Origin of the sequence: Corynebacterium durum (assembly GCF_030408675.1) — a bacterium.
GTDB lineage: Bacteria > Actinomycetota > Actinomycetes > Mycobacteriales > Mycobacteriaceae > Corynebacterium > Corynebacterium durum.
This window is the reverse complement of record NZ_CP047200.1, coordinates 397,367-422,208: the sequence shown is the minus strand read 5'-3', so window position 1 is coordinate 422,208 and position 24,842 is coordinate 397,367. Positions and strand designations below refer to the sequence as shown.

The 24,842-nt window shown below is 57.5% G+C and carries 20 protein-coding genes and 4 tRNA genes; 2 read left to right on the top strand and 22 right to left on the bottom strand.

From position 1 onward, the window contains the following. Positions 1-64: 64 nt before the first annotated feature. From pgfA to CDUR_RS01895, 7 genes are all read right to left on the bottom strand, one after another. On the bottom strand, positions 65-1,084 hold the full coding sequence (gene pgfA, locus CDUR_RS01925; RefSeq protein WP_179418787.1) for a cell envelope lipid trafficking protein PgfA: 1,020 nt from the start codon (positions 1,082-1,084) through the stop codon (positions 65-67). Positions 1,085-1,242: 158 nt separating this feature from the next. Then, positions 1,243-1,632 (bottom strand): 50S ribosomal protein L7/L12, encoded by a 390-nt coding sequence (gene rplL, locus CDUR_RS01920; RefSeq protein ID WP_006062900.1) that lies wholly within the window; start codon positions 1,630-1,632, stop codon positions 1,243-1,245. 72 nt (positions 1,633-1,704) lie between these two features. Then, the gene (rplJ, locus tag CDUR_RS01915; RefSeq protein WP_006062899.1) at positions 1,705-2,223 is read right to left on the bottom strand and encodes a 50S ribosomal protein L10; all 519 of its coding nucleotides are present in this window, start codon (positions 2,221-2,223) and stop codon (positions 1,705-1,707) included. A 283-nt stretch (positions 2,224-2,506) separates the two neighbouring features. Then, complete coding sequence (locus CDUR_RS01910; RefSeq protein WP_179418786.1) at positions 2,507-3,661, bottom strand: hypothetical protein; 1,155 nt, start codon at positions 3,659-3,661, stop codon at positions 2,507-2,509. A gap of 94 nt (positions 3,662-3,755) precedes the next feature. Further along, positions 3,756-4,952 carry an MFS transporter gene (locus CDUR_RS01905; RefSeq protein ID WP_179418785.1) on the bottom strand — a complete coding sequence of 399 codons (1,197 nt, stop codon included), beginning with the start codon at positions 4,950-4,952 and terminating at the stop codon, positions 3,756-3,758. A 6-nt stretch (positions 4,953-4,958) separates the two neighbouring features. Beyond that, positions 4,959-5,798, bottom strand: a complete 840-nt coding sequence (locus tag CDUR_RS01900) for a hypothetical protein (protein ID WP_179418784.1) — start codon at positions 5,796-5,798, stop codon at positions 4,959-4,961. 33 nt (positions 5,799-5,831) lie between these two features. Next, a complete protein-coding gene (locus CDUR_RS01895; RefSeq protein ID WP_179418783.1) occupies positions 5,832-6,365 on the bottom strand; it encodes a hypothetical protein in 534 nt (177 codons plus the stop codon). 103 nt (positions 6,366-6,468) lie between these two features. On the opposite strand from CDUR_RS01895, the gene CDUR_RS01890 reads away from it, so the two are divergent. Beyond that, on the top strand, positions 6,469-7,260 hold the full coding sequence (locus CDUR_RS01890) for a DUF1266 domain-containing protein (RefSeq protein ID WP_179418782.1): 792 nt from the start codon (positions 6,469-6,471) through the stop codon (positions 7,258-7,260). 103 nt (positions 7,261-7,363) lie between these two features. Here the strand turns inward: CDUR_RS01890 and CDUR_RS01885 are convergent, their stop codons facing one another. The 10 genes from CDUR_RS01885 to CDUR_RS01840 form a co-directional block, all read right to left on the bottom strand. Next, the gene (locus CDUR_RS01885; RefSeq protein ID WP_179418781.1) at positions 7,364-13,696 is read right to left on the bottom strand and encodes a DUF5979 domain-containing protein; all 6,333 of its coding nucleotides are present in this window, start codon (positions 13,694-13,696) and stop codon (positions 7,364-7,366) included. 444 nt (positions 13,697-14,140) lie between these two features. Continuing rightward, positions 14,141-14,848, bottom strand: a complete 708-nt coding sequence (rplA, locus tag CDUR_RS01880) for a 50S ribosomal protein L1 (protein WP_179418780.1) — start codon at positions 14,846-14,848, stop codon at positions 14,141-14,143. A gap of 75 nt (positions 14,849-14,923) precedes the next feature. Then, positions 14,924-15,355: a 50S ribosomal protein L11 gene (gene rplK / locus CDUR_RS01875; RefSeq protein WP_006062891.1), complete on the bottom strand. Its 432-nt coding sequence runs from the start codon at positions 15,353-15,355 to the stop codon at positions 14,924-14,926. A gap of 188 nt (positions 15,356-15,543) precedes the next feature. Next, positions 15,544-16,299, bottom strand: coding sequence for a transcription termination/antitermination protein NusG (gene nusG / locus CDUR_RS01870; protein ID WP_006062890.1), 756 nt, complete (start codon positions 16,297-16,299; stop codon positions 15,544-15,546). Between the two features lie 127 nt (positions 16,300-16,426). Further along, positions 16,427-16,753, bottom strand: coding sequence for a preprotein translocase subunit SecE (gene secE / locus CDUR_RS01865; RefSeq protein ID WP_179418779.1), 327 nt, complete (start codon positions 16,751-16,753; stop codon positions 16,427-16,429). Positions 16,754-16,787: 34 nt separating this feature from the next. Then, positions 16,788-16,860, bottom strand: a tRNA-Trp gene (locus tag CDUR_RS01860). 140 nt (positions 16,861-17,000) lie between these two features. Then, positions 17,001-17,072, bottom strand: a tRNA-Met gene (locus CDUR_RS01855). Positions 17,073-17,114: 42 nt separating this feature from the next. Further along, positions 17,115-17,187: transfer RNA gene (locus tag CDUR_RS01850), tRNA-Thr, on the bottom strand. A 175-nt stretch (positions 17,188-17,362) separates the two neighbouring features. Then, a tRNA-Tyr gene (locus CDUR_RS01845) sits at positions 17,363-17,443 on the bottom strand. An 80-nt stretch (positions 17,444-17,523) separates the two neighbouring features. Further along, positions 17,524-18,537, bottom strand: coding sequence for a polyprenyl synthetase family protein (locus CDUR_RS01840; RefSeq protein ID WP_179418778.1), 1,014 nt, complete (start codon positions 18,535-18,537; stop codon positions 17,524-17,526). Between the two features lie 105 nt (positions 18,538-18,642). On the opposite strand from CDUR_RS01840, the gene CDUR_RS01835 reads away from it, so the two are divergent. After that, positions 18,643-19,920, top strand: a complete 1,278-nt coding sequence (locus CDUR_RS01835; protein WP_179418777.1) for a geranylgeranyl reductase family protein — start codon at positions 18,643-18,645, stop codon at positions 19,918-19,920. A gap of 13 nt (positions 19,921-19,933) precedes the next feature. Here CDUR_RS01835 and CDUR_RS01830 read toward each other — a convergent pair whose 3' ends face one another. The 5 genes from CDUR_RS01830 to CDUR_RS01810 form a co-directional block, all read right to left on the bottom strand. Further along, complete coding sequence (locus tag CDUR_RS01830) at positions 19,934-20,623, bottom strand: demethylmenaquinone methyltransferase (RefSeq protein WP_179418776.1); 690 nt, start codon at positions 20,621-20,623, stop codon at positions 19,934-19,936. Positions 20,624-20,682: 59 nt separating this feature from the next. Further along, positions 20,683-21,882 carry a glycosyltransferase family 4 protein gene (locus tag CDUR_RS01825; RefSeq protein ID WP_218865858.1) on the bottom strand — a complete coding sequence of 400 codons (1,200 nt, stop codon included), beginning with the start codon at positions 21,880-21,882 and terminating at the stop codon, positions 20,683-20,685. A gap of 49 nt (positions 21,883-21,931) precedes the next feature. Beyond that, positions 21,932-22,360, bottom strand: coding sequence for a DUF3592 domain-containing protein (locus CDUR_RS01820; protein ID WP_006062884.1), 429 nt, complete (start codon positions 22,358-22,360; stop codon positions 21,932-21,934). Then, positions 22,357-24,009, bottom strand: a complete 1,653-nt coding sequence (gene menD / locus CDUR_RS01815; protein WP_179418774.1) for a 2-succinyl-5-enolpyruvyl-6-hydroxy-3-cyclohexene-1-carboxylic-acid synthase — start codon at positions 24,007-24,009, stop codon at positions 22,357-22,359. The genes CDUR_RS01820 and menD overlap by 4 nt, the downstream gene beginning before the upstream one ends. 281 nt (positions 24,010-24,290) lie before the next feature. Then, on the bottom strand, positions 24,291-24,806 hold the full coding sequence (locus CDUR_RS01810) for a helix-turn-helix domain-containing protein (protein WP_179418773.1): 516 nt from the start codon (positions 24,804-24,806) through the stop codon (positions 24,291-24,293). Between the last annotated feature and the right edge of the window lie 36 nt (positions 24,807-24,842).

Sequence of the window (24,842 nt, the reverse complement as noted above, 5' to 3'; positions counted from 1 at the left end):
GGAGGTTCCAGCGCAACGAAATAGCTTATACCAACAGCGCAAAAAAGTAAAGGGATACTTTACATTATGACCGTGCGCCGCGCCGACTCCCGCGCCCACGCTGATTTCCACGCTCGCGTCGGCTTTCACGCTCACTCCTCCCACGCCCAAGGCTGAAAGCGCCAAAGACGCCAATCAATCCAACAAACGCGAGCGCGCCGCCTGCTCCCAATAGAACCGTGCTGGTGGTGTGCACCCAGTTCCCATTAGATACTGACGATGCCTGCGACATCAATGTCGAAGCACTGTCCGGCGTCACCTTACCATGGAAAAGAATGACCTGCTCACGTTTTTCCCCTTCCCGAGTGCCATAGAAATCATCAATATGCTCCTCCGCATCAATGATCAGGCCGGTGGCGCGGTCCACATACCAGTCCCGTACGGCGGAGTGGAATAAATATCCAGAGGTCATCGCACCATCGGGTTCGGCGAAGTTGGTGGTGTTCGCGGCGTCGGCAAACAGTGTGGCCACGTTGACGGGTTGAATATCCTGGCGGAAGTGCAGGATGGTGCGTCCTTCGCGCCGCTCCTCCCCCACGAAATGTGCGGGCCGGGACTGCCGGAGGGTGTCGTCAAAAACTTGGTAGGGGCCTTGACCTGCATCCATGGGGAATTTCGTCCACACACCATCAACGGCCACGGTTTGCGTGGGTCCCACAATCTGATCCGTCAACGTTGCATCCCCGACCGCTTCCCCCGTGATGCGGTCCATCCGGTAACTCCAGATTTTCGCGTTCACCAAACGATTCAGATCGCTTTCCTTAATGTCTTTGCTCAGCGTCATGCCAATACGGAGGGTCACCTCGGTGGCGTCGACGGGGTCCATCAGCTCCGTATTCACCTGCTTGAGCAACGCCCCCTTATATTCGCTTTCCCCGCTGCCCACCGTGCCATTGTTGTCACGCAGCACCATTGTGGTCTGTCCCAGCGACAGCGGTAGCCTGCTGTCGGCATGAACGTAGCGCGGAAGTAGCACACCAACGACCAGTAGTGCAGCGCTCAGACCCAACAGCATCACACAAAAGACCCGCGACTTAGGAAGCATAGTTTCCGATGTTACAGTGAGGTTACAGTCAGGCGCTTATCGACGTCGCACCTATCACCGTTTCCCCTCCCCCACCAGGTTTGCATATCCACAACAGACAAACCCCCGACCGCCACGCGAACGCAGCAATCGGGGGAATCTTTCCTGAAAGAAAGATATTACTTGAGGGAGACCTTAGCGCCAGCTTCTTCCAGCTTGGTCTTGGCAGCCTCAGCGTCGTCCTTGGACACGCCTTCGAGCAGAGCCTTCGGAGCGCTCTCAACGAGTTCCTTGGCTTCCTTCAGGCCCAGGCCGGACACGATTTCGCGGACAACCTTGATCACGCCGATCTTCTTAGCGCCAGCGTCTTCGAGAACAACGTCAAACTCGTCCTTCTCTTCAGCAGCGGCAGCAGCGTCGCCACCAGCAGCACCAGGAGCAGCAACAGCAACCGGAGCAGCAGCGGTAACGTCGAAGGTCTCTTCGAACAGCTTGCGGAATTCGGAAGCCTCGATGAGGGTCATTTCCTTGAAAGCTTCAATGAGCTCTTCGGGGGTAAGTTTAGCCATGGTGGCAATCCTTTCAAGTTTATGGGGTAAAGCAATGTGTATGCGTGGCGCGTGATACGCGCCGAGAACGACTTATGCGTCCTGCAGTTTTTCCTCGTACGCAGCGAAAAGACGTGCAAGCTGAGAAGCGTGAGCGTCAAACAGGGCTGCGGTACTTGCCAAGCCGCCGTTCATGGCACCAGCAATCTTCGCGAACGTGGTCTCGCGGTTGTCCATCTCAGCGATGGCTTCAACCTGAGCCGCGCTCAAGGCATTGCCGTCCATGTAGCCACCCTTGACCACGAATGCCTTGTTGTCCTTACCGAATTCCTTCAGCGCCTTAGCAGCATCAACGGCTTCGCCTTTGATGAATGCCACAGCGGTGGGACCGGAGAGGAGATCATCAAGACCTTCAACGCCAGCTTCACGAGCAGCCAGCTTGATCATGGTGTTCTTGGCGACGGAGTACTGGACATCAGCGCCAAGCTTACGACGCAGCTCAGTGGTCTGAGCAACAGTCAAGCCACGGTACTCGGTCAGCACGATAGCGTTAGTTTCCTCGAAACGCTTTTTCAGCTCGGCCACTGCAGCAGTGTTCTTAGCATTTGCCATTACTTCGCCTCCTTCCTCATTAACGTATGGTGTTCGATCCGCCGGGGTTTTTCGCCATAACAGCAAAAAGCCCCGTGCAAGAGCACGAGGCGCATCCATACGTTGATGAAATGGCTCCAAGTGTCTCCTGCGTAGGTTGGTCCAACTTCAGTCAGACTCCTTCGACCCCATTAAACGGGGTAACCGACGGTCTTCGGTGAAACTTGAGCTGTGCGAAAACGCACATCAAACTTCGATCGGCAACACTAGTCCACGCTGTTGGAACTAGTCAAATCAGTAGGGCCTAGGCCTTGTCGCGGAACTGTGCCAGGCCAAGGTCCACAAGGTATTGGCTCACAGCATCCTCGTTGCCGAGCATCCGGTAGGTCACCAGCGTGTTGCTGTTGACAAAGTCAAAAAAGACAGTGGATTCACCGACACGTTCCTGAGGCCCCGTGAACCCCAGTTTCAGCGTGTGACCTGGGGCGGATTCAATACTCTTCCATTCTTCAAAGTCACCATATCGGCGGACATCCGCAATGACAGTCCGGTCTGTCACAACACCTAGGTAGTTGGCGTACTCTGAGTTGCCGTCGGTGTTGAGCTGGCAGAGTTTCTCTGGGGTTACGTCGTCAAGGGAGAAGACGTCTTCTTCGCAGCTTTCTCCGATAACCAGGTTGGCAATATTAGCGGGGAGGACTGCCCGCACATCATCGGCAATAACGGTAGGCGGGGTGTCGCCACGGGTTGGGGCGGTGGTTCGACTGGGCATGGGCGTGGACGGCACCCGCATGTGCGGTGAGGTTGGCAGCACGCGGGACGAGGGGTAGGTGCGCTCGGTTGATGCGGTTGTGCCAGCATCCACTAAGGCAGAAAGAATCTTGAGCATGGCTAAAAGTCCGAGTACCGCAACCAGAAGCACCACAACCACAATGGCACCGGCGTTTGATTTCTTGCGCGGCATTGGCTGCCCAGCCATGTGCCCGGCACCCGGTTGGTTTGGATAGCCTGCGCCGTAATCATTCTGTGGGTACTGGTAGTACTGCGGCCCACCAGGTTGAGCTGGCGGCTGTTGAGGTTGCTGTCCCTGCTGAGGTGCGTATCCGCTGGGCGCTCCCATGGGCTGCTGCGGCGGTTGAGTCGGCTGTGGAGGTACCTGTGGCCCTGTCGGCGGGGTTTGTTGGTTCAGGTAAGGGTTCGGCTGTGGCTGATTCTGGGGTACAGGACTCTGAGGTGACTGGCTCTGCGGCACCTGCTCCTGTGGGACCTGCCCCTGTGGTGGCTGCTGGTTCTGTTGGTTCTGCAGGTATGGGTTGTAATAAGGCTGAGAGCCGTCCATGTTTTGGCCGTACTCATAGTTGTTTCCTTGCGCGTTGTCACCGCCCTGCGGACTATTGCCGCTGCCCTGCGGATTATTGTCACCGCCCTGGGGGTTGGTGCCACCCTGTTGGTTATCCATATGTTCAGCCCTTCACACCGATACTTTGGTTTTGTAACAGATAAATCTATCACCATTTTCAACCCGGCAGGAGGGGTGCTGCGCTGCACAGACGTCACCGCGTTGATATGTCACGCACCCTGGGTAGCAGTACCACTACAGCAACAATGATGAGAAATCCCGTCAGGCTGGCAAGGGTCGGCATACCCCAGTTGTGGACGATGGGCCCCGCCACCGCTCCACCTGAGGCGCCGACGATATTCATGGTGAAATCGCTGCGACCCTGAATGTGGGTGCGGCGGGTGGCAGGCGCGGCGTCGATAAGCAGGGTGGAACAGGACACTAGCGCCGCTGACCAGCCCAAGCCCAGCAGCACCAGTGCGGCTACCACGGCCGCATCCTGCTGTCCATACGCAATCAGCAAGCCCAATGACGCGAGCTGCACTACAAAGCCCAACGCAAGCGTCCATCGACGCCCAACGCGGTCCGCCAACAGGCCGAATAGGGGCGAACAGGCGTACATGCCCGCCACATGCGCGCTGATAGTGATGCCGATCAGCCGCAGCGACGCACCATGCCCGTGCAGATGCACCGGTGTCATCGCCATCACTGCAACCATCACCGCATGAGCCACCGCCAACGACGCAATAACAACAATGACCATGGGGTATGCGCGTATCGACGTCGCGTCGGTCGCAGTCTCCTCATCTGGCGCTGCGGGTGCCACTGGATCGGGGTGCAGCGCCACGGACAACACCAGCACCGCCACCGCCTGCGCTCCAATACAGATCAAGTAGGCACCCGAGAAGCTACTAAAACCCAACAATTCACTGAGTCGCTGACCTGGCTCCATCAGGTTCGGACCCGCCACCGCCCCAATCGTCGTGGACCACACCACCAGGGACAGATCGCGGCCGCGGGTGTCAGTCGCTGCGACATCGCCGGCGACAAAGCGGCTTTGCAGATTCACGGCGGACGAGGCTCCAATGAGAAGAAAGCTAGCCAGAAGCAGCCATAATAGTCGCCATTCGGCGGCGAACATAGCCCCGGTTGCGCCAAGCGCGCCGAGGATCATCCCAGAGGTCAAGGACAATCGACGCCCATGAGCGGCCGCAATCTTGGCTAGGACGACAGAAAACAACGCCGCCCCCACAGTTGTCACTGTCGAGGCGGCACCACCCCACTCTGTGCCGCCGATATCCGCAGCCAGCAGTGACCCTAAGGAAAACGCCACACCCGCCGAAATACCGCCCATTACCTGGGCGATCATGAGGGCGGTGAGGACGCGGTGTCGATAAGCGGAGGTTGTCATATATGACTATTCAGCGAGATGGAACTTCTTGAGAAATGCTTCGGCCTCGTTTTTGCCGCCCTCGATAAAGTAAACAATGGTGGCACTGTCGCTGGCGAAGTCCGTGATATAAACAAAGTTAGTACCCGGGGAGCTTAAGGAACTCACCAGTATGTCATGCCCCTGCGTAGGCTTCAGACTGATGTCCTGTTTCTTCATCATCAGAGGCTTCCTGGCACTCTCCGCCAATTTCTTATCGGTGGTGAATAGAACAGTACCATGACCATACTCAGATTCCGCGTCCGCCATGTTCACCCAAGTACACGAAGTCGACTGTGCACTCTGTAAACCAAACACAAACCCAAATGCTGCGGCAGCGTGGCAGGAAACCACGTTATCGCGTATCTCTTGAGGAACATGGCTGGCAATCTCAGGGGGAAGATTCTCATGAAGGGAATCCGGTAGCGATTCTTCAGGTGTGGTTGGGGCTGCGGATGGAGCCAGTTGAGGCACACTGACCGTCGGGGTAGTGATCGTCTGGGAGGGGTCCAACGCGGTGGTGTCACTTTTCTTAGTGCCAAACACTGTTGTCCACACCAGCACCATAATGGCGATCAGCGCCACAACCCCCAGCGCAATAAGGACCTGCACCAGCGGCGATAGCTTAATCTTCGGGTTGGTGTTCGTACCCAGAGGTGATTGACTAGCCATCATCGAATCGATATGGCGACCAATCGCCTCTGGACCTCGCTGCGGCGGATTTGGCAATGAGTCAGATCCATGAATGGATTCCGGTGCCGGATCATACGACGACAGTTGATCCCTGGGCCCCATTCCGTTTCCCCTGCTGTTGGGTGAATTATCCACGTGTGTAGCCTTTTCTCGTCATCTCTGCTTCCCTTACCACCAGCGCTTATTGGCCACCATCCCGGCGAGGCGCTGATTTCCTTCCTCATCAGAAACATCCGGGTTTTCGTGGAGGAAACGTTGAACGTCAATCCATTCGTTATACATATCAGCAATGGAATTTTCAGGATCCGCATGAGCAGGACGAGCAGCATTCTGCGACACAATCCAATTAAACGCGTGGAAAATGCGACGAAGTCCCCTGTCCCCCAACCCATAGACCGTCACATCCGCGTTATACACACGAATCAGCAGGGTCACTTCTGGCGCCCGAACAGCATCCACCCGAGTCACACTATCCACTGCAATTTCCTGCAGCTGACCAGGACCAACGCCGATGAGTATCCTGTAATTAGTTACCGCCAGTGCTGAGTGAAACCCCGGGGAGGTTGTATCAGCGAACTCCAACACAAACTCATTCGGACGCAACACATCGTGCACATCTTTTGCTACCATCATCACAAGTTCTGACGCCCCCGCCCGTTCGACAGCCATTTGCACTGACATATCGCTGAAAGTTTGCTCCATGAGGCTCTAATCTATCACCATATTCTGGGTATCTCAGCACATTTTGTTATGAAATATAGATAACTTTTCATCACGGCACCATGCACTGTGTATGGTTGTTTTCATGACCGTAACAGTCACCCCCATTAGCTTCAAACCCAACCAAAAATCCCCTTTTAAATGGTCAGGGCGTCCCCTCGACCCGGCCATGGTACGCGCCAACTCATTCGGTTTACCTTATCGCGAGCCACAGCCAGTGGACGCTCCCGGTGAACTGCTACCCAAAAAGATGCAAACCCAAATTCAGCAAGTCTTACAAGCTCAATGGGGTTTCAATGACTCAGACGACGTGCGCCAAACATGCGAAATACTCCTGGGCAACGGCATGCACTACCGCGCCTTTGATGCCATGCTGACCCCCTCAAATACGCTAGCCCAAATGTATAGAGAATCAGCATCACCCCTGGATTTTCGCACCCAGACTGACCTTTTCACCAGCTTCCTTCGCGGCCTGTACTACTACAACAACTTTGACCCTGACCACGAGGCACAGCATTTCCACCATTGGGTCAACATGCTTGTTACCCAGGAGTTCCAAAACGTGTGCCCTGACCGGATGCCCCACACCACCCGCGCCTGGGATGTGGTTCGGGTAGAACTCACCGCAGGTCGCGCCGTCGGTTGCGGGTTGCTTTCCCCCGAAGAGGGCCAGGATTACTCCCATCGTGCCGTCCAGGAGCTGCAGAAAAGCTTCGCCAACTGGTACCAGGTGGCGTTGAGTTTCTGGTGGGGCCGAGCCATGTGGATGGCCGACGAGCCACTGGATATTGGTCTGCTTACCGTGTACGACGACCTGTTCAGCACCGCCCTGACCCACCCCGACTCCCCATGGGTGAAAGTGCCGCTACAGCCTTAGTTACCGTAGCCCCGGCGCGCGAAAAACTACTCCCCAGGATGACGCATCATATGCGCACCTGGGGAGTAGTTATGTGTAGTGGTTATGCGTTACCGTTGCCGCATTACCGCTTCCGTCGAGCTACAACAACGCAGCCGACACCTGCGACAATGAGCAGCCCAGCACCCATGACGATGACGGGCCATTGCTTAGACAGTCCCGTTTTCGCAAGAGCACGATGCGGTTTTTCAGGAGCCTGGCCACCAGGTTGCTGTGGTTTCCCAGGTGGCATGATCACCGTCGTGCCCACAGCCGGAGTGACTGGTGTGGTGCTAGGCACCGGGACAGGCTTTGTCACGGTACCGCGTGGGCGCCTCGGGGTCTCCGGCGGGGTTTCGCGGGGCGTCGTGGGTGGCACGGACGTCGTGGGCGGCGGAATGAGGCGCTTATAGGTGTTGGTTGCCTCAACCGTGATCACCTTCTTACTGATGGTCACGCTCACCGGCTGCGGTGTGATCGCCTCATAGCCGTGTTCCTTCGCGCTCGCAGCATCCTCCGCAATCGTGCAGGACGTTCCAACGGGCAGCTGCGGCGAGGACACAGCTTTTCCATCAGCACGGACGGTAAGTGTGCCAGATGGATGGGCCGCCCCCTCGTAGGCGGGTTCACACGTGTAGGTGAAGTCGAAGGTTTTATCCTCTGGAATGTTGATGGACTCTCCCGTGGCGGGTTCAACCTTCTTGACAAGCTCGAAAGAACCATTGTGGGTGGTGTACTCGTTGACGGCCGTGACCTGAACCGTTGCTGCATTAGCAACATCAATGGTCACGCTGCGGCCCGTAACCGGGGTTGCACCGTTCACGCTCAGTGAGGTGGTGTAATCCGCGTTGTCGACAGGGGCATCGGATTCAGTAATGGTGCACCTACCCGTAGGAATATCCGTGACCTCCGTAACAGTCCCCGGCACAACCTTGACAGTATGCTCCTTCTCCCCCAACCCTGTGCAGGTATAGGTGAAGTCAAAGCTCTTACCCGCTAGTGCGGCGGCGTTACCCGTCACGCTCTTAGCCAGGGTAAATCCGCCCTTGTGGCGCTTGTAGTTATTGGTCAGCGTCACAGCAGAGACCGAATCCTTCGCTCCGATAGTGAACGTGGAGTGGTCGAAGTTCCCGGCCACGCTGTAGCCATCACGCTGGGCTGACTTCTCGTCCTCGCTCAGCTGGCATTGCGTTCCTGTGGGCATCTTAGGCCCAGCTACCGCCGTGCCGTCGCCAGGAACCTTCAGGTCCCCGTTCTGCTCACCACACACGTAATGGACAATAAACGTTGTGGCGCGTGCGGCGTCGACATCATCACCCGTGAGCTTTTTCGCCACAGTGAAGCTGCCGAGATCACGGCTGTAGGTGTTGGTCACTATAACGGCGACAACAGAGTCTTTCTCACTAACAGTGAAGGTTGACTTATCAATCCGCATGGTGTGTGTGTACCCCTCGCGTTGTGCACTGTCTTCCCTCTCCGAAAGGTGGCATTCCGTCCCTGTAGGAACCTGCGGACCGGTAACAGTAGCACCAGACGCAACCGTCAGCGTTCCTGTGAGGTCGCCACACACGTAGTCAATGTCAAAACGCTTGTCACCGATGGTATCCGCGCCATCACCTTCAACTATTTTCTGCACACTAAAGGTGCCATGATCGCGACTGTAGGTGTTGGTCACCTCCACGCGTGACGACGGCCGCGCAATCTCCACCTTTTCACCCAGCTGAACATTCACTGAATACCCGGTACGCTGGGCGGCTTTGTTGTCCTCGCCGGTGATCTCACACGTGGTGCCCACGGGGAAACGCCCAACCTTTGTGTCTTTACCTGCGGTCACAGTGATGGTTCCTGTTGCAGCAACCTCATCGTCACTGTCGATGGCTTGGCCCGCTGCCGAGCATGTGTAGTTGACAGGGAAGGTCTCATTGCCGGTGGAACCACCAGCCACAACGGTTTTAGATACGATGAATTCTCCACGAGGCACCGTGAAGGTGTTGGTGGCGGTGATAGTGAGCTGCGCGGGTTCGTCAGCGGCACTGGCGGTGACCAGCGCGGCTTTGTCATAGCTGTTGAAATCAATGTCAACGCTGTCGGCACCGCCGTTATCGGTTTCTGTGGCAAAGCAGCGTGCACCCACGGGTAGTTTCGCGGGACCACCATCGTCGCCGGGGACCGGAACCGCCGCTTCTCCAGTGACAGTCACGTTTTTCTTCAGCACGGTCAACGGTTCCGCACCGCCCTGCCCTGGCAGTTGGCACGTGACGTCAAAGGTGAAGTGTTTCTGCTGTGCCGCAGCCACCGCAGCAGGTTCACCGACAATTTTCTTGGCAATGGTGACCACACCAGCGGAGTAGCGGTTAGTGAGCACGGCGGTCATCTGCGCGCCCGTTCCACGTTGCGCGTCCAAGCCGATCTGCACTGTTGTGCTGGGTAGGTCACCCGTATTGGTGGGATCAGCCCCGCCTGCTTTTGTTTCAGTAACGGTGCAGCTGGCTCCCACAGGGATACCAGTAATGGGTGCACTGTTCAGCTGGGTTTTCCCGCGTTCTGCCGTGAGTTTCACGGTTTCTTCTTTTACGGTCTTGCCGTCCGCTGTACAGCGCACCTGGAATTCCAAGGTATTCCCATCCGCGAAATTCGCACCAGGACCTTCCAGCATTTTGGTGACCACGAGGCTGCCGTCGGCAATGAAACCAGCATCAACGGTGGTGTTGTTGGTGTCTTTGGCCAGCACCACCGGATCGGCTGCCCCCGTTGCGGGATCCGCATTCGAGTCGGTCGCCGGATCCTGGGCGTTGGTTCCCTTAGTCGTGAACGTCAGGGCGCGTGGGGTGTCTTTGTTGAACGTCACCACATACCCATCAGCATTAGAGGAACGCAGATGCGGGAAGGAATAAAGCCCTTGTGCATTCGTGTGTGTACTGACGGAGACCTTGTTGCCGAGGTCGTCAACACCCTCCAGCTGGACGGGAACATCAGCGGCCGCAGGTTCACCCGCGTCTTGCACACCGTTGCGGCTAATATCCCACCACGTGTAGTCGCCGACCGAGGATTCAATAGCGTGTTCAGCACGGGCGATAGGCCCAACGGCAAACTGGAACCCATCAGCACGGGCAAGCACACGGTTGACGTAGGTATCGCCGCCAGCATTATCCACGCCCACCATCGTCAGCTCAACCTCAATCACCTCACCGGTGTTGTAGGCGCCAGGGCGCTGCACGCGCAAGGCCGTCACCTCACTCGGCGAGGCAGGGCAGGTACCACTACCACTAACAGCCGTGCCACCTTCAGCCTTATCGCACCATGTGGTGGTGCCGTCCGCCTGATTGGAGACATCACGTGGATCCAGCTGAACCGCCGCGGCGTTGGTGTACAGGATACGAACCTCTTGGCCCGGCTTATTCCCGTTTTTCACCTCAGCAGAATCGAAAGTGAACGTGCCGTTGAAGCTGGTGCCTGCGACGTTGTTCTGTGGCAGGACGTCGATAATATCCGGGTTGCTCACCAGGCTTGCCTGCGCTGGTGGCAGAGTGTTGTGCAACTGGATGCGCCACTTATTGCGTTCGTTGGTGGCCTGACCAGGGCGATTGACCTGCACCACCGGGGTGAGGGCTTCTTTTTGCAGTTTGATGCCCGCGATGTTGCTGATCTGCACCTGTGCGTCATTGGTACGTACAGCCGCTGGGGAGGCATCATCCTCGGCCCAGACCTGCACCACATTGTTGTACACACCTGAGGTCGCGCCGGGCGAAACCTCAGCAGTGAGGATAATAGGATCAATGGCCGTGTTGACCTCGTGCTTCGGATATACCCACCGAATGTAGGTTTCGTTGGGTCCACAGGCTGGGCGTTTCTTGTCGTCTGGGGTGGACCCCACCGACACCACGTTAGGCTCCCGCGACGCTTTCACATACATCTGCGACGAGGGAAGACAATCCTCCACCCACACGTCCTTCAGGATGTTGCGTGTCGACGCCCCGGAGGTCAACGACGGCACAATACGGTACTGCACGTTGTCTGCAGGGATGGGCGGCTGCGCGCCCGCGTCACCACCACTGACCTGCGGCGGCGTGTCCGAAAACTCGCCTGTTTCGCCTTTGCGAACCTGCTTATCCACGCGGGCCTGCGCCAGCGCAAGAATCAGGCGGTCGCCAGGGGCGCCCGTGTGTGAATCAGGGTTATAGTCCGAGATTCCCCACGAACCGGAATCAGCTAGCACACCCTGCATATCGGTGTTCTTCTTCAGCACGTACTTGATCGACGCCCAGTTCGGCAGAATATCTCCAGTGTCGCGGCCGGAATCAACAACGCGGTGATTGATGGACAGCGCCATACGCACGCCACCACCCACAGCAGGGCTGTTGTCCACAGGCGGGGGCAGCACGGCATGAATGCGCACACGCGACACCGCGCTGTAGACGCCTTGGGCAAGAAGAGCCTGGTCATTGCCCGGAACTGCGGCGGGGTCGTCATACCATGGCCCCTTATCGTCACCACAGGCAGAGTCCGTGCCAGAACCACCCTTGACCGCGGAGTACTGCACCTTCAGCGCCGGAGTTTCGCCACTGTTGGTGGCCCATCGGGATTTGCTGCCGTCGGCAGCATTGTTGTACCCCGACACCCACACCGGAGCACCGTTCGATGGGATGCTCTGCAAGTCCGTGTCACGGACGGTGCTGGCGGGAACGTCCCGCGCATGCAGGTGCAGCCGGGAATTATCCCAGGCATCGCACAGCACCATGCTCACATCAGCTGGCAAATCCGGGGTTGAACCGGTTACCTCTATCTGTGACAACACGTCCTGCGTCGGCGCAACCGTAATGCCACCACTATGCAGGGTCGCACCGCCAGCTGGTCCTTCACCGCGAGCTGCATAGCCTGGTGAAAACTCATTCGGCGACATGTTCCCCGCTTCGCCTGGAACCCCTGTGAACACTTTGTTCATGCGAGCACCCAAGGACACATCCGGCGTAGTAGTCCGGTAGTCATTGCTCTGATCTTGGCTCGCACTATCTTGATGATCCGAGGCGGTAAAACCATTGATGCTGAGGTCTTTGTACCTGTTCACGGTCTTCAGCGTCCAGGTATTTTTCGCCTGGTTTTGCACACCAAAGTCAGTGAGCACATCGACAGGGGTGAATACGTTAAATGACTGCGCAATCGCATATGCTTTGTTCCCTGGAATCGCAGTACCTTGCGGCCTACTGACCTGCGTCGGATACGTCCGCAGTGTCATGTCCACACCAGTGATGCGCATCGGAACAGGCTTACCCACGAGAGTGCTATCAAACGTCAAGGTTCCCGCGTCACGGACAGAATTCTTCTCCGTCAGGGCAACCCCGTTGACTGTGGTGCCGATCTTGTTTCCTGGGGCGTTATAGAAATAGCTATCAGGGTAGATGCGGCTCCCGTACTTTTCCGGGGCCGCGTTCATTGCGGAGATCTGCTCTGGGGTTGCATCCGGGTACATCGATGCAAACGACAGGTCATCCACGAGGGTGATGTCCCCGATAGCAGGCATGGCGCCTTTGCCGCCAGCCGGAGCAGACATCAGCAGAGTGTAGCCCGTACGTTTACATACCTGCTTATTGTCCCACGGACACGGCTCCGTGGCAGGGCCATAGCGGTAACCGGAATCTTCCGTAAGTGCCACACTGTTTTTGGATATATCCCACATGAGGCGTGCCGACGCCGTGACCTCGGGGAGTTTTGCCTGCGGCACCGACACCGGCGCTACCCCGTCCGCGCTGATCTCTGCAGATACGGGTGCGAGTTTCTGCCCCTGGTGGACCAGGTTGGATACCCGTGCCGTCACGCTCACACTATCAGTTGCATTTTCTCTTGAACCGAGATTGCATTCCAGCGTCTGTTCGCTCAACTGGTTTACGGAATCGGCGCTGAGCGGCAAGGTTGGTTCACCGGCCGTGGGCGGAGTCAACGTGCTTCCGGCCTGGCAAAATCCCGGTACCGCCGTCATCTCCATGCCCTTGGGCAGGGTCATGCGGAATGTCGTGTTGGTACCAACAGTGCCGTTGACCGAAAACTGGACACGGTAAGTCACGGTGTCGTTCACGCGGACGATGCCGTTATTGGCGCCTGAATCGTTACCTGCGGTGTCGTCACCATTGAAGTCGGGCGTGCCGTCGGATTCAATGGTAATCCCCAGGTCGAGGTTTGTTCCCGCTCCTGCGTCTTGTAGCGGTACGGCCAGCGGCGCGCGAGCCGCTGGTGTACTGGTCGTGGTTGGGGTGGGATCTGAAGTGGGCGTTGTTGTCTGTGTCTGCGCATCTTTCGACGCATCTGACGCAACTTGCGCCTGCGCCGCCACAGTTGTGGCAACGTCAGGCGTGCTCGCAAGGATAAGCCCCGCCGCAGCCAACACCGTCAGCGGCAGCCGCATGAGCCTATGCGTGTTTCTCACTCGTACGTCCTTTATAAGAATCTCGCTGGACGCCTCAGGCGCCCTAATACGGGAAAGGGAAAGTGGTCATTCACGTCCTGTACGCACCACATGGATGCCGCACGACAGTAAAAGAGCCATCACCCTAGTTCCGCACATGTGAAAAATTTAAGCAAATCCATAATAAAAAGACATATAACAAAGAATTTACTTAGTTTAAACATACTTTATGTTTATGCACTACAAGCGATACCTGGCCGTATTGTGTTTTCTTCCCCGTATGAAATAGCTACTCCCCCGCACTACCCCCGAGGCATCAGATGCATTAAGCATAACTCTCTCACCGGCACATTCCCCTCCCAGACACCAAGTATTATGCAGAATGCACAAAGTACCTGTAACAAATACATACAAAACCCGCCCTCCCAACAGGGAAAGGCGGGCTATGTATGAAGAAAAGAAAAACTACCCAGCGAAGTTCTTCACCACAGTGGCATCAACCGGGATGCCAGGGCCTGCGGTAGCAGCAAAAGTAACTTTCTTCAGGTAGGTGCCCTTGGAGGAAGACGGCTTCAGACGAAGCAGTTCCTCAATCAGGGCGCCGTAGTTTTCGGCAAGCTTCTCCGGCTCGAAGGACACCTTACCCAGCACTGCATGCAGGTTGGATGCCTTGTCCACGCGGAAGGTGATCTTACCGCCCTTGATGTCGGCCACAGCCTTGGCCACGTCGGTGGTCACAGTGCCGGTCTTCGGGTTAGGCATGAGGCCGCGGGGGCCAAGCACGCGGGCCACGCGGCCAACCTTAGCCATCTGGTCTGGGGTGGCAATCGCGGCGTCGAAATCCGTCCAGCCGCCTTGGATGCGCTCGATCAGGTCGTCGGAGCCAACAAAGTCAGCGCCTGCGGCCTCAGCTTCGGTTGCCTTTTCGCCAACGGCAAAGACCACAACGCGAGCGGTCTTACCGGTGCCGTGGGGCAGGGAGACGGTGCCGCGCACAAGCTGGTCTGCTTTGCGGGGGTCTACGCCCAGGCGGATGGCAACATCCACGGTGGCATCGAAGTTCTTGGTGGTGGAGGTTTCCTTGACCAGCTTTGCTGCTTCAAGGGGGCTGTAGATGCGGCCGGCGTCGATTTTCTCGGCGGCAGCGCGGTAAGCCTTAGAACGCTTTCGCATGTGAATTCCTTATGTCAGAAGAATTGTGTGGTACGGGCCGAAAGTCGAGGACCCTTCCACGATGAGTGAACTGGATTAGCCTTCAACCTCGATACCCATGGAACGCGCGGTACCGGCAATGATCTTGGCAGCGGCGTCGATATCGTTAGCGTTGAGGTCTTCCATCTTGGTCTGGGCGATTTCCCGGACCTGATCCATGGTCACCTTGCCCACTTTCTGGGTGTGGGGGACGCCGGATCCTTTCTGCAGGCCAGCGGCCTTCAGCAGCAGCTTGGCTGCCGGAGGCGTCTTCAGCTTGAAGGTGAAGGAGCGGTCTTCGTACACGGTGATTTCCACCGGGATGACATTGCCGCGCTGCTGTTCAGTAGCAGCGTTGTATGCCTTGCAGAATTCCATGATGTTCACACCATGGGCACCCAGGGCGGGGCCAACCGGCGGAGCCGGGTTAGCCTGACCAGCCTGGATTTGCAGTTTGATGAGGCCGGAGACCTTCTTCTTCGGGGGCATCGATATACCTGCTTCCTTGTTACCGGCGGCTGGCGGGTTCGATGTGCCCCAACCAGCGCCGTCCGGATGCCGGGCCCCACTATCTCACAACAATGAGGATGTTCGTGTAACCCGGCCACCGGGGATGATTGTCGTATCTGCGTGAAAACACGCGAGTGACAATCCTACACGAACACCCTCACGAATACCTAGTTGATTTTTTCCACCTGATCGAAGGTGAGCTCCACCGGCATTTCACGACCCATGAAGGAAATCATTCCGGTCAGTTTCCCGCCCTGGGCATCAATCTCGGAAATGGTGGCGGAAATGGACGCAAACGGCCCGGTGAGGATGGTCACCACTTCATCAACCTGGTAATCCACCTCAATGGTGTTCGCGGTGCTGGGTGTCGGGCTGGCCACAACCTTCTCCCCATCAGCAACAACAGCCTTCTCTGCCTCGCTGGTTTCCGCAGCAGTCTCTGGCGGCATAAGGAACTTGGCGACGTCGCGGTGCTTCACCGGCGTCGGATGCCCCTCGTTTCCCACAAAGGAAGTCACACCGGGGGTGTCACGCACCACAGACCAGGAGCGATCGTTGATGTCCATGCGCACCAACACGTACCCCGGGAGCAGTTTACGCTTCACCAGTTTGCGCTTACCTTCGCGGATTTCCACAACCTCTTCAATGGGCACCACAACGTCGTAGATGGAGTCCTCCACCTCCAAGGTCTGGGCGCGCATATCCAGGTTAGTTTTCACTTTATTTTCGTAGCCGGAGTAGCACTGGATGATGTACCAGTCGCCGGGGAGTTTTTTCAGCTCGCGAATGTAGGTACGCAGGCGGGTTTTGTATTCGGCCAGGGCCGCCTCTTCCTCGGACAGCTCCGTGTCACCCAACGCTGCGGCAGCTTCCTCAACGACGGCGGTTTCTTCAATAACTTCAGAACTGGTTTCTTCACTCATGTTTTCTACTCCATGTGACTATGTTGAGCCTGTTCACCACGCTATGTTCACCATGCTACCTGGTTTCACAAAACAACCCGCCGATTCCTGGGCGGATTCGGCGGGAAAAGCGCGGACTTTAGTTTACTCAGCGCGTAAGCACCTTCTCAACTCCCATGCCTGCAAGGAAATCCACACCAGCAACAAGTGCGGTGGCGATAATCAAAAACGCAAACACGATACTGGTGTATACCACCATCTGGCGCGCGGTGGGCCAAATGACTTTACGCATCTCCTGCACAACTTCAGGGAAAAACGCGGCAACACCGCCGCCGTGCTGTTCATCAGAGGATTCCTTACCCCTGGCCTGCTTAGCCTTGTACGCCTCACTGTTTGTGGCGGCCCCCGTCACCTGGCGTTTACCGGTTGGGCGTGCAGTGGCTACTGCATTATCCGGTCTCTTGTGCTCGGTCACAGTGCTCCTTGAGATCACGTTGAAGGTTGTTTTGCAGGGGCGACAGGACTTGAACCTGCAACCTGCGGTTTTGGAGACCGCTGCTCTGCCAATTGAGCTACGCCCCTATGCGCATCGCGCCACATCCGGAAATACCGCCGGGCTGGCACAACACTGGACCATATTAGCAGAAAAGTTATCAGATCCAACTTCCGTAACAGTTCTACCCAACCATGGCGTGAACCAGAGATTTCATCACAAATCTCAGTAGCGATGGCGAGAATTGAACTCGCGACACAACGATTATGAGTCGTTTGCTCTACCACTGAGCTACACCGCCAAATTATGTTGCTCTTCCCCGCACAACGGAGAAAAACAACAGAGCCCCCTGACAGAATCGAACTGTCGACCTTTTCCTTACCATGGAAACGCTCTGCCGACTGAGCTAAGGGGGCACAGCCTCGTCATTATCAGCACCTTCTATAAGGTCCTGCGCCGTTGAAGCCTCACAAAGATTAACCCGAAGCCACTACCTAACACAAATCAGCAGGTCAATGGTGTTTTTAACAAGAAAAAGACCCCGCCGGAAGCAGTGCCTCCGGCGGGGTCTTATATAAGAAACAAAAAGAGTGCCAGGTGATGGATTCGAACCAACGTAGCTTGCGCGACGGATTTACAATCCGCTCCCTTTGGCCGCTCGGGCAACCTGGCGTGCACCACACGTCATGGTGCGTTACACACTTTACTACGAACACCAATAACAAAGGCAAATCCGCAGCATAGGAACGTGATTAGCCCACGCGACTAACCGTGAAACCGGACAAACTGCGTAGCGCCTGAGTCGCCTTACCGTCCGGGAGGAGATCCAGCTGCGCTTCGGCCTCGGCGAGGTAGTGATGGACGTCGTCAAGCGCTTTCTGCTTGCCCGTGGACTGCGCGAGCAAATCCAGTGCCTGCTCCACCTCAGCATCCTCAGTGAGTGGTCCGGTCAGCAAGGCACGCAGCTGTTCGCCGACGGCACTGTCCTCGGCCAGCGCATACAAAACTGGGAGGGTAAACACACCTTCCCGCAGGTCGGTACCTGGGGTCTTCCCTGATTGCGTCGCGTCGGAGAAAATATCAATGATGTCATCGACGATTTGGAACACCATGCCGATGGCGTAACCATAGCGGCGCAGCGCCTCCACAGTCGCGGCATCAGCACCGGCATGCAACGACCCTAAATACCCAGCAGAGGCGATAAGCACACCGGTTTTCTCACGAATAACGTTCATGTAGTGCTCTACCGGATCACCGTCGCCAGCCCCCACGGTTTCCCGCATCTGACCCGTGACCAAGGTGCCAAAGGTATCCGCAAAATGCGACACTGTATCCGTCCCCAGCTCAGCCATGATCCGGGATGCCTGAGCAAGAAGAAAATCGCCAGCGAGAATCGCCATGGAATTATCCCAGCGGGCGTTGGCGCTGGGCACACCCCGGCGCTTGTCTGCCTCATCCATCACATCATCGTGGTACAGGGTAGCCAGGTGAATCATTTCCACCACCACAGCCGCCTGCACTACCTTATCGGACTGCCAATGTGGCCCGAATTGCGACGCAAGCAGGGCAAACATGGGGCGGAATCGTTTACCGCCCGCGACAGCCAAGTGCTGGACTTTATCGGTAATAAAGTCCTCGCCTCCAGACAGTTCAGCACGCAGCAGCTGCTCGACCTGGCTCAATCCGTCGTTGATTGTGGCGGTGAGCTGTGGGTCGCCTAGATCCACCTGGGGAGTCGGCGTGGTAGAAGTCTCGCCGTGGCTCATACGTCGTTTCTCTCAATTCATGGTTACAGTTGTTTTCCTCGCTAGGGTATTACCGTAGCCCACTTTTCACCTAGTCTGCGACACAATCGGTACCAATAGACAACAATGAACACTGTGACTCCTCCACCCGCAGCCCCATATACAGCCTGTGACGTCCTCATAGTCGGCGCTGGTCCCGCCGGTTCCGCCGCAGCGTTTCACGCCGCCAACCGTGGCTACGACGTGCTGCTTATCGACGCCGCCACCTTTCCCCGCGACAAAACCTGCGGCGATGGTCTCACTCCCCGTGCCATGCACGAACTTGCCGCTCTGGGTGTCGCCCACGACATCGCCTCTCGCTACACGTCACGTGGGTTGAAACTCCACGGCTTCGGCGGCTCCGTCACTGCGCCCTGGCCGACATCACCGTTTGGCACTACTGGCTCAGCCATGCCGCGTACCGAACTTGATGACCTGCTGCGTCGCCACGCAAACGCGCAGCCAGCCGTGACGATGTGGGACAACGCCACCGCGCTCACCCCCGAGACGCAGCACGGCAGAATCACTGAGGTGACGGTGCGGCACCAGGGCGTCGAGAAGCAAATAACCTGCCGTTTTGTGATCATTGCCGACGGCGTGCGCTCACCGTTTGGCAAAAAACTGGGCCGCACCTGGCACAAAGGGGACGTGTACGGCATCGCGGCCCGCTCCTACTGCACCACCCCGTTGTCTCACGATCCCTGGATTCACTCCCACCTGGAGCTACGCGACAGCGACGGCGTTATCCAACCTGGTTACGGGTGGATCTTCCCTCTTGGCAACGGCAGCGTCAACCTCGGCTGCGGGGCACTATCCACCGACGCGCGACCGGCAAAAGTCAACACCAAAAAACTTCTGGAACTCTACGCCTCACAGCAGCGTGCCGCCTGGTCGCTAGGGCAGACGACCTCCGTGGCCAGTGCCCTCCTGCCTATGGGAGGTGCCGTTAGCAACGTCTCTGGACCCAACTGGGCGCTCATTGGCGACGCCGCCGCCTGCGTCAACCCCCTCAACGGTGAAGGCATTGATTACGGCCTGGAAACCGCTCGGATGGCCGTCGGCATGCTCGACGACGCAAAAGACCTCACACTGCTCTGGCCGTACCTCCTCCGCAGCGCTTATGGCGACACATTCCTGCTCGCCCGCACGCTCGCGCGGGTACTCACCTACCCACGCTTTCTTGGTGCAGTCGGGCCGGTGGGTTTCCGAGGGCCGCAATCCCGCATACTCATGCCGCTCGCCGTGCGACTGATGGGCAACCTGGTCACCGACTCCGACCGAGACCTGGTCGCCCGAACATGGCATGCGGCGGGACGCGCGCGACGCGCCTTCTCCCACCGCCCCCTGTGGGAGAGCACCCTCTGAGTCTGCCCCTGGGCTAGTGGGCCTTCACAGCCGAATGCAAGGCGGTAATACCCCCGGTCATGTTCTGCCAGCCGCAGTCGGCCCATCCCGACTCATTCACCGCGCGGGCCAACTCCTCCTGATTCGGCCACGCACGAATCGACTCCGCCAAGTACTCATAGGCTTCCGGATTCGACGACACCACCCGCGCCACCAGCGGCAACGCGCGCATCAAATACTCCTTGTACACAACTCCAAACACGGGGAACGTGGGGGTGGAAAACTCCGCAATCGTCAGCCGACCCCCCGGCTTGGTGACCCGCGCAAGCTCCCGCAACCCGGCGCGAAAATCATGGATATTGCGCAGCCCGAAGCTGATGGTCACAGCGTCAAAGCTGGCATCTGCAAAGGGCAAATGCATGCCATCGCCCACTACCTTTGACACGTCACGGTGGATACCGGCGGCAAGCATGCCTTGGGAGAAATCACAGGCAACCACCCACGCTCCCGACGTGCTGAGCTCCTCGGTGGACACTGCGGTTCCTGCCGCGAGGTCAAGAATGCGCTCACCGGGTTGGGGGTTGAGGCGCTGACGTGTGCGGCGGCGCCACGCGCGGTCCTGCCCGAAGGACAAAATAGTGTTGGTGATGTCGTATTTCTCGCCCACCCCGTCAAACATGCGGGCGACATCAAAAGGGTTTTTATCCAGGGATGCTTTTGCCACAGGATTGAGCGTACAACACGGAGCGGGCTTGGCGGGATGCAGATGAGGTGCTGTGTGGTTTAAGCGCTCCGCGCGCCGAGTGCCTTGGCTGCCCACAGGGGCAATTCCGGCATCGGTCCGAAGAAGGTGAGGGGGATGCGGTGGCTGCGGTCAATAACATCGTTGTAGTGGGTCATCAGCTGCCCACACAGGGCGTGCCAGGTTTTATGACGCACGCCCTCCCTGGCGGCGACACGCATCGCGCTGTGGCGTGAGGGTTCGGTGATCATCTCCACTGTCTCCACGAGTTCCTGCTCAAACGTCTCTACGTCCAGCAGGTAACCATCCACTCCACTGGTGATCAGGTCGATCGGACCACCCGCATGAGGCCCAATGGCGGGCACGCCCGAGGCAAGCGCCTCCTGAATGGCCTGGCAGAAGGTTTCATACTCCCCGGTGTGCACAAACACATCGAGGCTGGCGTAGGCGTGGGCGAGATCGTCGCCATCCAGCGCCCCAGCGAACACAGCGTTGGGCATCAGTTCTTGCAGCTCGCTGCGCTGCGGCCCGTCCCCCACAATCACCACCTGGTAGCGCTCATCCTGGTCAAACACCGCAAGCCTGCGCACCCCCTTTTCTGCGGCAAGCCTCCCCACGTAGCCCACGATGCATTTCTGCCCGGTGGGGTCCCACTCCTCACGCAGCTCGGTGGAACGCTTATCTGGGGAGAAACGCTCCGAATCCACACCCCTGCCCCAATGAAACACCTCGTTAATTCCATGCTTCGTCAGGTCTGCCATAGCAACTGACGACGGCGCGAGCGTGCGCTGACACATATTATGAATTGTCCGGGTCCATTCCCAGCTCGCCGCAGCTAGTGGGGCAAGGTGATACTTGTGCGCAAAACCCGCCACGTCAGTTTGATACACCGCAATAGCCGGAATGCGCAGCTGCCTGGCAGCAAATGCCCCCGAACCGCCCAAAACAAAAGGCGAGGCCAAATGCACAATATCAGGCCGGAAGTTTCGAATAGCCTGCGTCACAGCCGGCATGGGAACACCAATGGGAAGCGAATTAATCAACGGCACCATGATGGTAGGCACCCGCACAATCTCAAATCCCAGATACTCCGCAACTTCTTCCTCAAAATCCCGCGCACCCGGTGCAATAACCAGCGCTTCATGCCCATTGTCGTGCAGATACTCCAGCACGCGCAGCACGGAATTGGTCACTCCATTGATGTTTGGAAGGAAGGACTCCGCCACGATCGCCACTCGCATAGCGTCCATCTTCCTCAAACCCCTCCCCCTACGCAACGTAGCTAACACTCTATGCCCTGTGTCTACGCACCGCTCTCCTAGAGAAAAACCCCACCAACCACCACAACACGACAGCCACGACGGTACTCACAGCCGCAACGCTCAGAGCAGGGACAATAGCCAAGGTCCACGAACGGTTCTCCACCTTCACCAAATCGGGATCCTCCGTGGAATACGTGACCCACACACGCTGCCCCTCCCCCAATCCAGTGGGGTAGAACACACCTGCTGCAGGAGAATGAAAGATCCCCTCCCCATCCTGATATTCCACCGCAGTACGCTTCGCCCCCACTGCCGTGACATGCGCCAACGCCCTCCCCGGGTGCTGAGCAATGCGGTAATCGTTATAAAACGGTCCAGCAACCATGCTTATCGACGCCAACAACAACACCGCATACACCACCAGCACCACCTGGTGCAGCCTCCGCCGAACTCTCACATCGCCACCTTATCGGCAATACTCGCATGCAACGCACGCCGAGTACTACGAGTAGTCACAGCCTCAATCACCAACACCGACGGTGAGGGGCGCTCGGCGGTGTCCACCAGGGCGTCGATAAGCGCTGGAAGCGTATCCACCTGAAGGAAATCAGCACCATACCCGCGTGCTACATCCCCCAACTCCACCCCATGAGGCGTGCCGAATAGTCGCTCAAACTGAGGACGCATATCTGGTGCCCCCATCTCCAGAGCCTCAAAAATACCGCAGCCATTATCGTTGGCCACCACAATTGTCAGATTCTCTGGGCGAGCACTCCCCTCGCAGACAAGAAGCCCACCCGCATCATGAAGAAACGTCACATCCCCCATCAACGCGACCATGCGAGGGGCGCGAGGTTCATCAGGGCAACGCGCCTGCGTAGCCAATGCCACCCCCACCGCCTGGGCCACCGTGCCATCAATACCCGCGGCCCCGCGAGGGGCATACGTATCCACACCATCAAACGGTAAGCCCACAAAACTCGCATCACGCACTGGATTCGATGCCCCCAGCACCAGCGAATCACCCACCGCCAACGTATCCGCCACCCCAGCCGCTACGTGCAAACCTGTAAACCCGTGATCTTCCTCCAATGTGTCGCGCACCGCCTGCGCCGCCATGTCCGATGCCGCCTCACACAACCGCAACCACCGGTCACTACACTGACCGCTCACCTTCACAGTGGTCCCCACCGCGTCAGCACGATGATATGGGTCCGTGACCTGGCTGCTCTGAGAAAGACACACCAGCCGAATGTTCGGATCCTTCATCAACGCAAAGACATCGCGATGCAACGTCGGATGACCAACCACCACCACCTGCGTCGGTTTCGCATCCACAACATAGCCATCAGCAGACAACTGCTCACGAGCAAACACCCCAGCCGCCAACGGGTGTACCGGGTGATACGGCGCAGGAGCCGTCGGCTCAGCGATGGTAGGAACATCCTCCAAGCCAGGAACCTCCCATGCCTCATCCCCGGCAATGACCAGCGTATTCTCGCTCAAATCCAGAGCAACCTCGCCATGATCCACCCTTCTAGGCCGCACAAACTCTTTACTCACCGGCTCTGGATTCAGCGGAAGCTCCTTGCCCACCAACGGCGCTTCCAAGGCAACATTCAACTGGGCGACCCCCAGTTCTAGAGCCTTCAAAGTAGCCTGCTTCGCCTCCCCGTCACCGACGCCAGCCGGAAGATGCACCGTGGGGGCAAACTCCCCGAAAATCCCCTGCTGATTAATAGTCTGGCTCGCACCCGTACCAACAAGACGCGCCGGGCGATCCGCAGACACGACCAGCATCGGCGTGTTCGAATAATGGGCCTCCACCACCGCAGGCAGACAATTAGCCACCGCAGTGCCCGACGTCATCACTACCGGCACCGCGCGGCGCTGCACCCGAGCCATACCCAAAGCCAAGAATGCGGCGCTGCGCTCATCAATACGCACGTGGATACGCAGATCCAGGCGGGCTGCCAGTGCCAACGACAACGGCGCATTCCGCGACCCCGGGCACACCACAACATCAGTCACATGTCGGGCCAGTTCTGCAGCGATCACCTGGGCAACACGGGGAGAGTCTTGGAGAGAGGTTTGGGAAGGGGTCATGGACACCACTTTAACTGCGGGGGCGTGGGTATCAAGGCCGCGGATGCCTGCTGCGCTTCTTGTGTTCTTGCAGCAGAAGAGAAACCGCGTCATCCAACTTATATCTCTGCACTAAAATATCGCAGCATTCTTCAACAGACATCGGGGGACATGGTAGCGAAGCTCCTCAAGGGTGATATCACTCCAGACCGGGCGGAATAGCCGCTCACTAGCCAACGATAACAGCAGGTCACGCTGCAAACTTGGGTAAAGAACACACGTATCAAGTGCAGCGATAAACACTACATACCGCTTTCTCTGGAACGTCTCTGCTTCGCAACTTCGGCGCGTATTTCCTTGTGCTCGTCATAGGAAACGTCTTCATCGTCGACAGAACTAGCAGTTGCGGTAATTGCGTTTATTTGACGTTCTTTTTCCTGCTCAATAAATGCCTGTAGATCGGTGAAGCGGATGCGCCGATGCCTACTCACCTTCGTGAAAGGAAGTTCACCACGCTCTACAATACGGACCACAGTGGAACGAGAAACACCAAGGTAGTCAGCAGCTTCTTGCGTAGTAAGAAAAGGATCATACTGCTTAATGACCACATTTTTTCCATCAAGAAGTGCATGCGCAGCTTGCGCCAAAATACCGAACAACTCGGGAGGCAATTCCACATGATCGTGTTTGTCCGGTCCAGCAAGGAGGCATCGGGGTTGCGGTTCGTGGGCCTTCAGACGCTCCAAAAAATCAACGATATCAGCACTATTAGATGCCGACTGCGTTGTTTGTTCATGGATGGGGAGTGGGCTTGACATGGTGACTTCATCCTCTCCGCAGTGTTGGTTGTTATG

What these genes read in the sequence shown, in the direction of transcription:
- pgfA (WP_179418787.1), bottom strand. Translation starts at nt 1,084, where the DNA reads ATGCTTCCTAAGTCGCGGGTCTTTTGTGTGATGCTGTTGGGTCTGAGC.
- rplL (WP_006062900.1), bottom strand. Translation starts at nt 1,632, where the DNA reads ATGGCTAAACTTACCCCCGAAGAGCTCATTGAAGCTTTCAAGGAAATG.
- rplJ (WP_006062899.1), bottom strand. Translation starts at nt 2,223, where the DNA reads ATGGCAAATGCTAAGAACACTGCTGCAGTGGCCGAGCTGAAAAAGCGT.
- CDUR_RS01910 (WP_179418786.1), bottom strand. Translation starts at nt 3,661, where the DNA reads ATGGATAACCAACAGGGTGGCACCAACCCCCAGGGCGGTGACAATAAT.
- CDUR_RS01905 (WP_179418785.1), bottom strand. Translation starts at nt 4,952, where the DNA reads ATGACAACCTCCGCTTATCGACACCGCGTCCTCACCGCCCTCATGATC.
- CDUR_RS01895 (WP_179418783.1), bottom strand. Translation starts at nt 6,365, where the DNA reads ATGGAGCAAACTTTCAGCGATATGTCAGTGCAAATGGCTGTCGAACGG.
- CDUR_RS01890 (WP_179418782.1), top strand. Translation starts at nt 6,469, where the DNA reads ATGACCGTAACAGTCACCCCCATTAGCTTCAAACCCAACCAAAAATCC.
- rplA (WP_179418780.1), bottom strand. Translation starts at nt 14,848, where the DNA reads ATGCGAAAGCGTTCTAAGGCTTACCGCGCTGCCGCCGAGAAAATCGAC.
- rplK (WP_006062891.1), bottom strand. Translation starts at nt 15,355, where the DNA reads ATGCCCCCGAAGAAGAAGGTCTCCGGCCTCATCAAACTGCAAATCCAG.
- nusG (WP_006062890.1), bottom strand. Translation starts at nt 16,299, where the DNA reads ATGAGTGAAGAAACCAGTTCTGAAGTTATTGAAGAAACCGCCGTCGTT.
- CDUR_RS01840 (WP_179418778.1), bottom strand. Translation starts at nt 18,537, where the DNA reads ATGAGCCACGGCGAGACTTCTACCACGCCGACTCCCCAGGTGGATCTA.
- CDUR_RS01835 (WP_179418777.1), top strand. Translation starts at nt 18,643, where the DNA reads ATGAACACTGTGACTCCTCCACCCGCAGCCCCATATACAGCCTGTGAC.
- CDUR_RS01825 (WP_218865858.1), bottom strand. Translation starts at nt 21,882, where the DNA reads ATGCGAGTGGCGATCGTGGCGGAGTCCTTCCTTCCAAACATCAATGGA.
- menD (WP_179418774.1), bottom strand. Translation starts at nt 24,009, where the DNA reads ATGACCCCTTCCCAAACCTCTCTCCAAGACTCTCCCCGTGTTGCCCAG.
- CDUR_RS01810 (WP_179418773.1), bottom strand. Translation starts at nt 24,806, where the DNA reads ATGTCAAGCCCACTCCCCATCCATGAACAAACAACGCAGTCGGCATCT.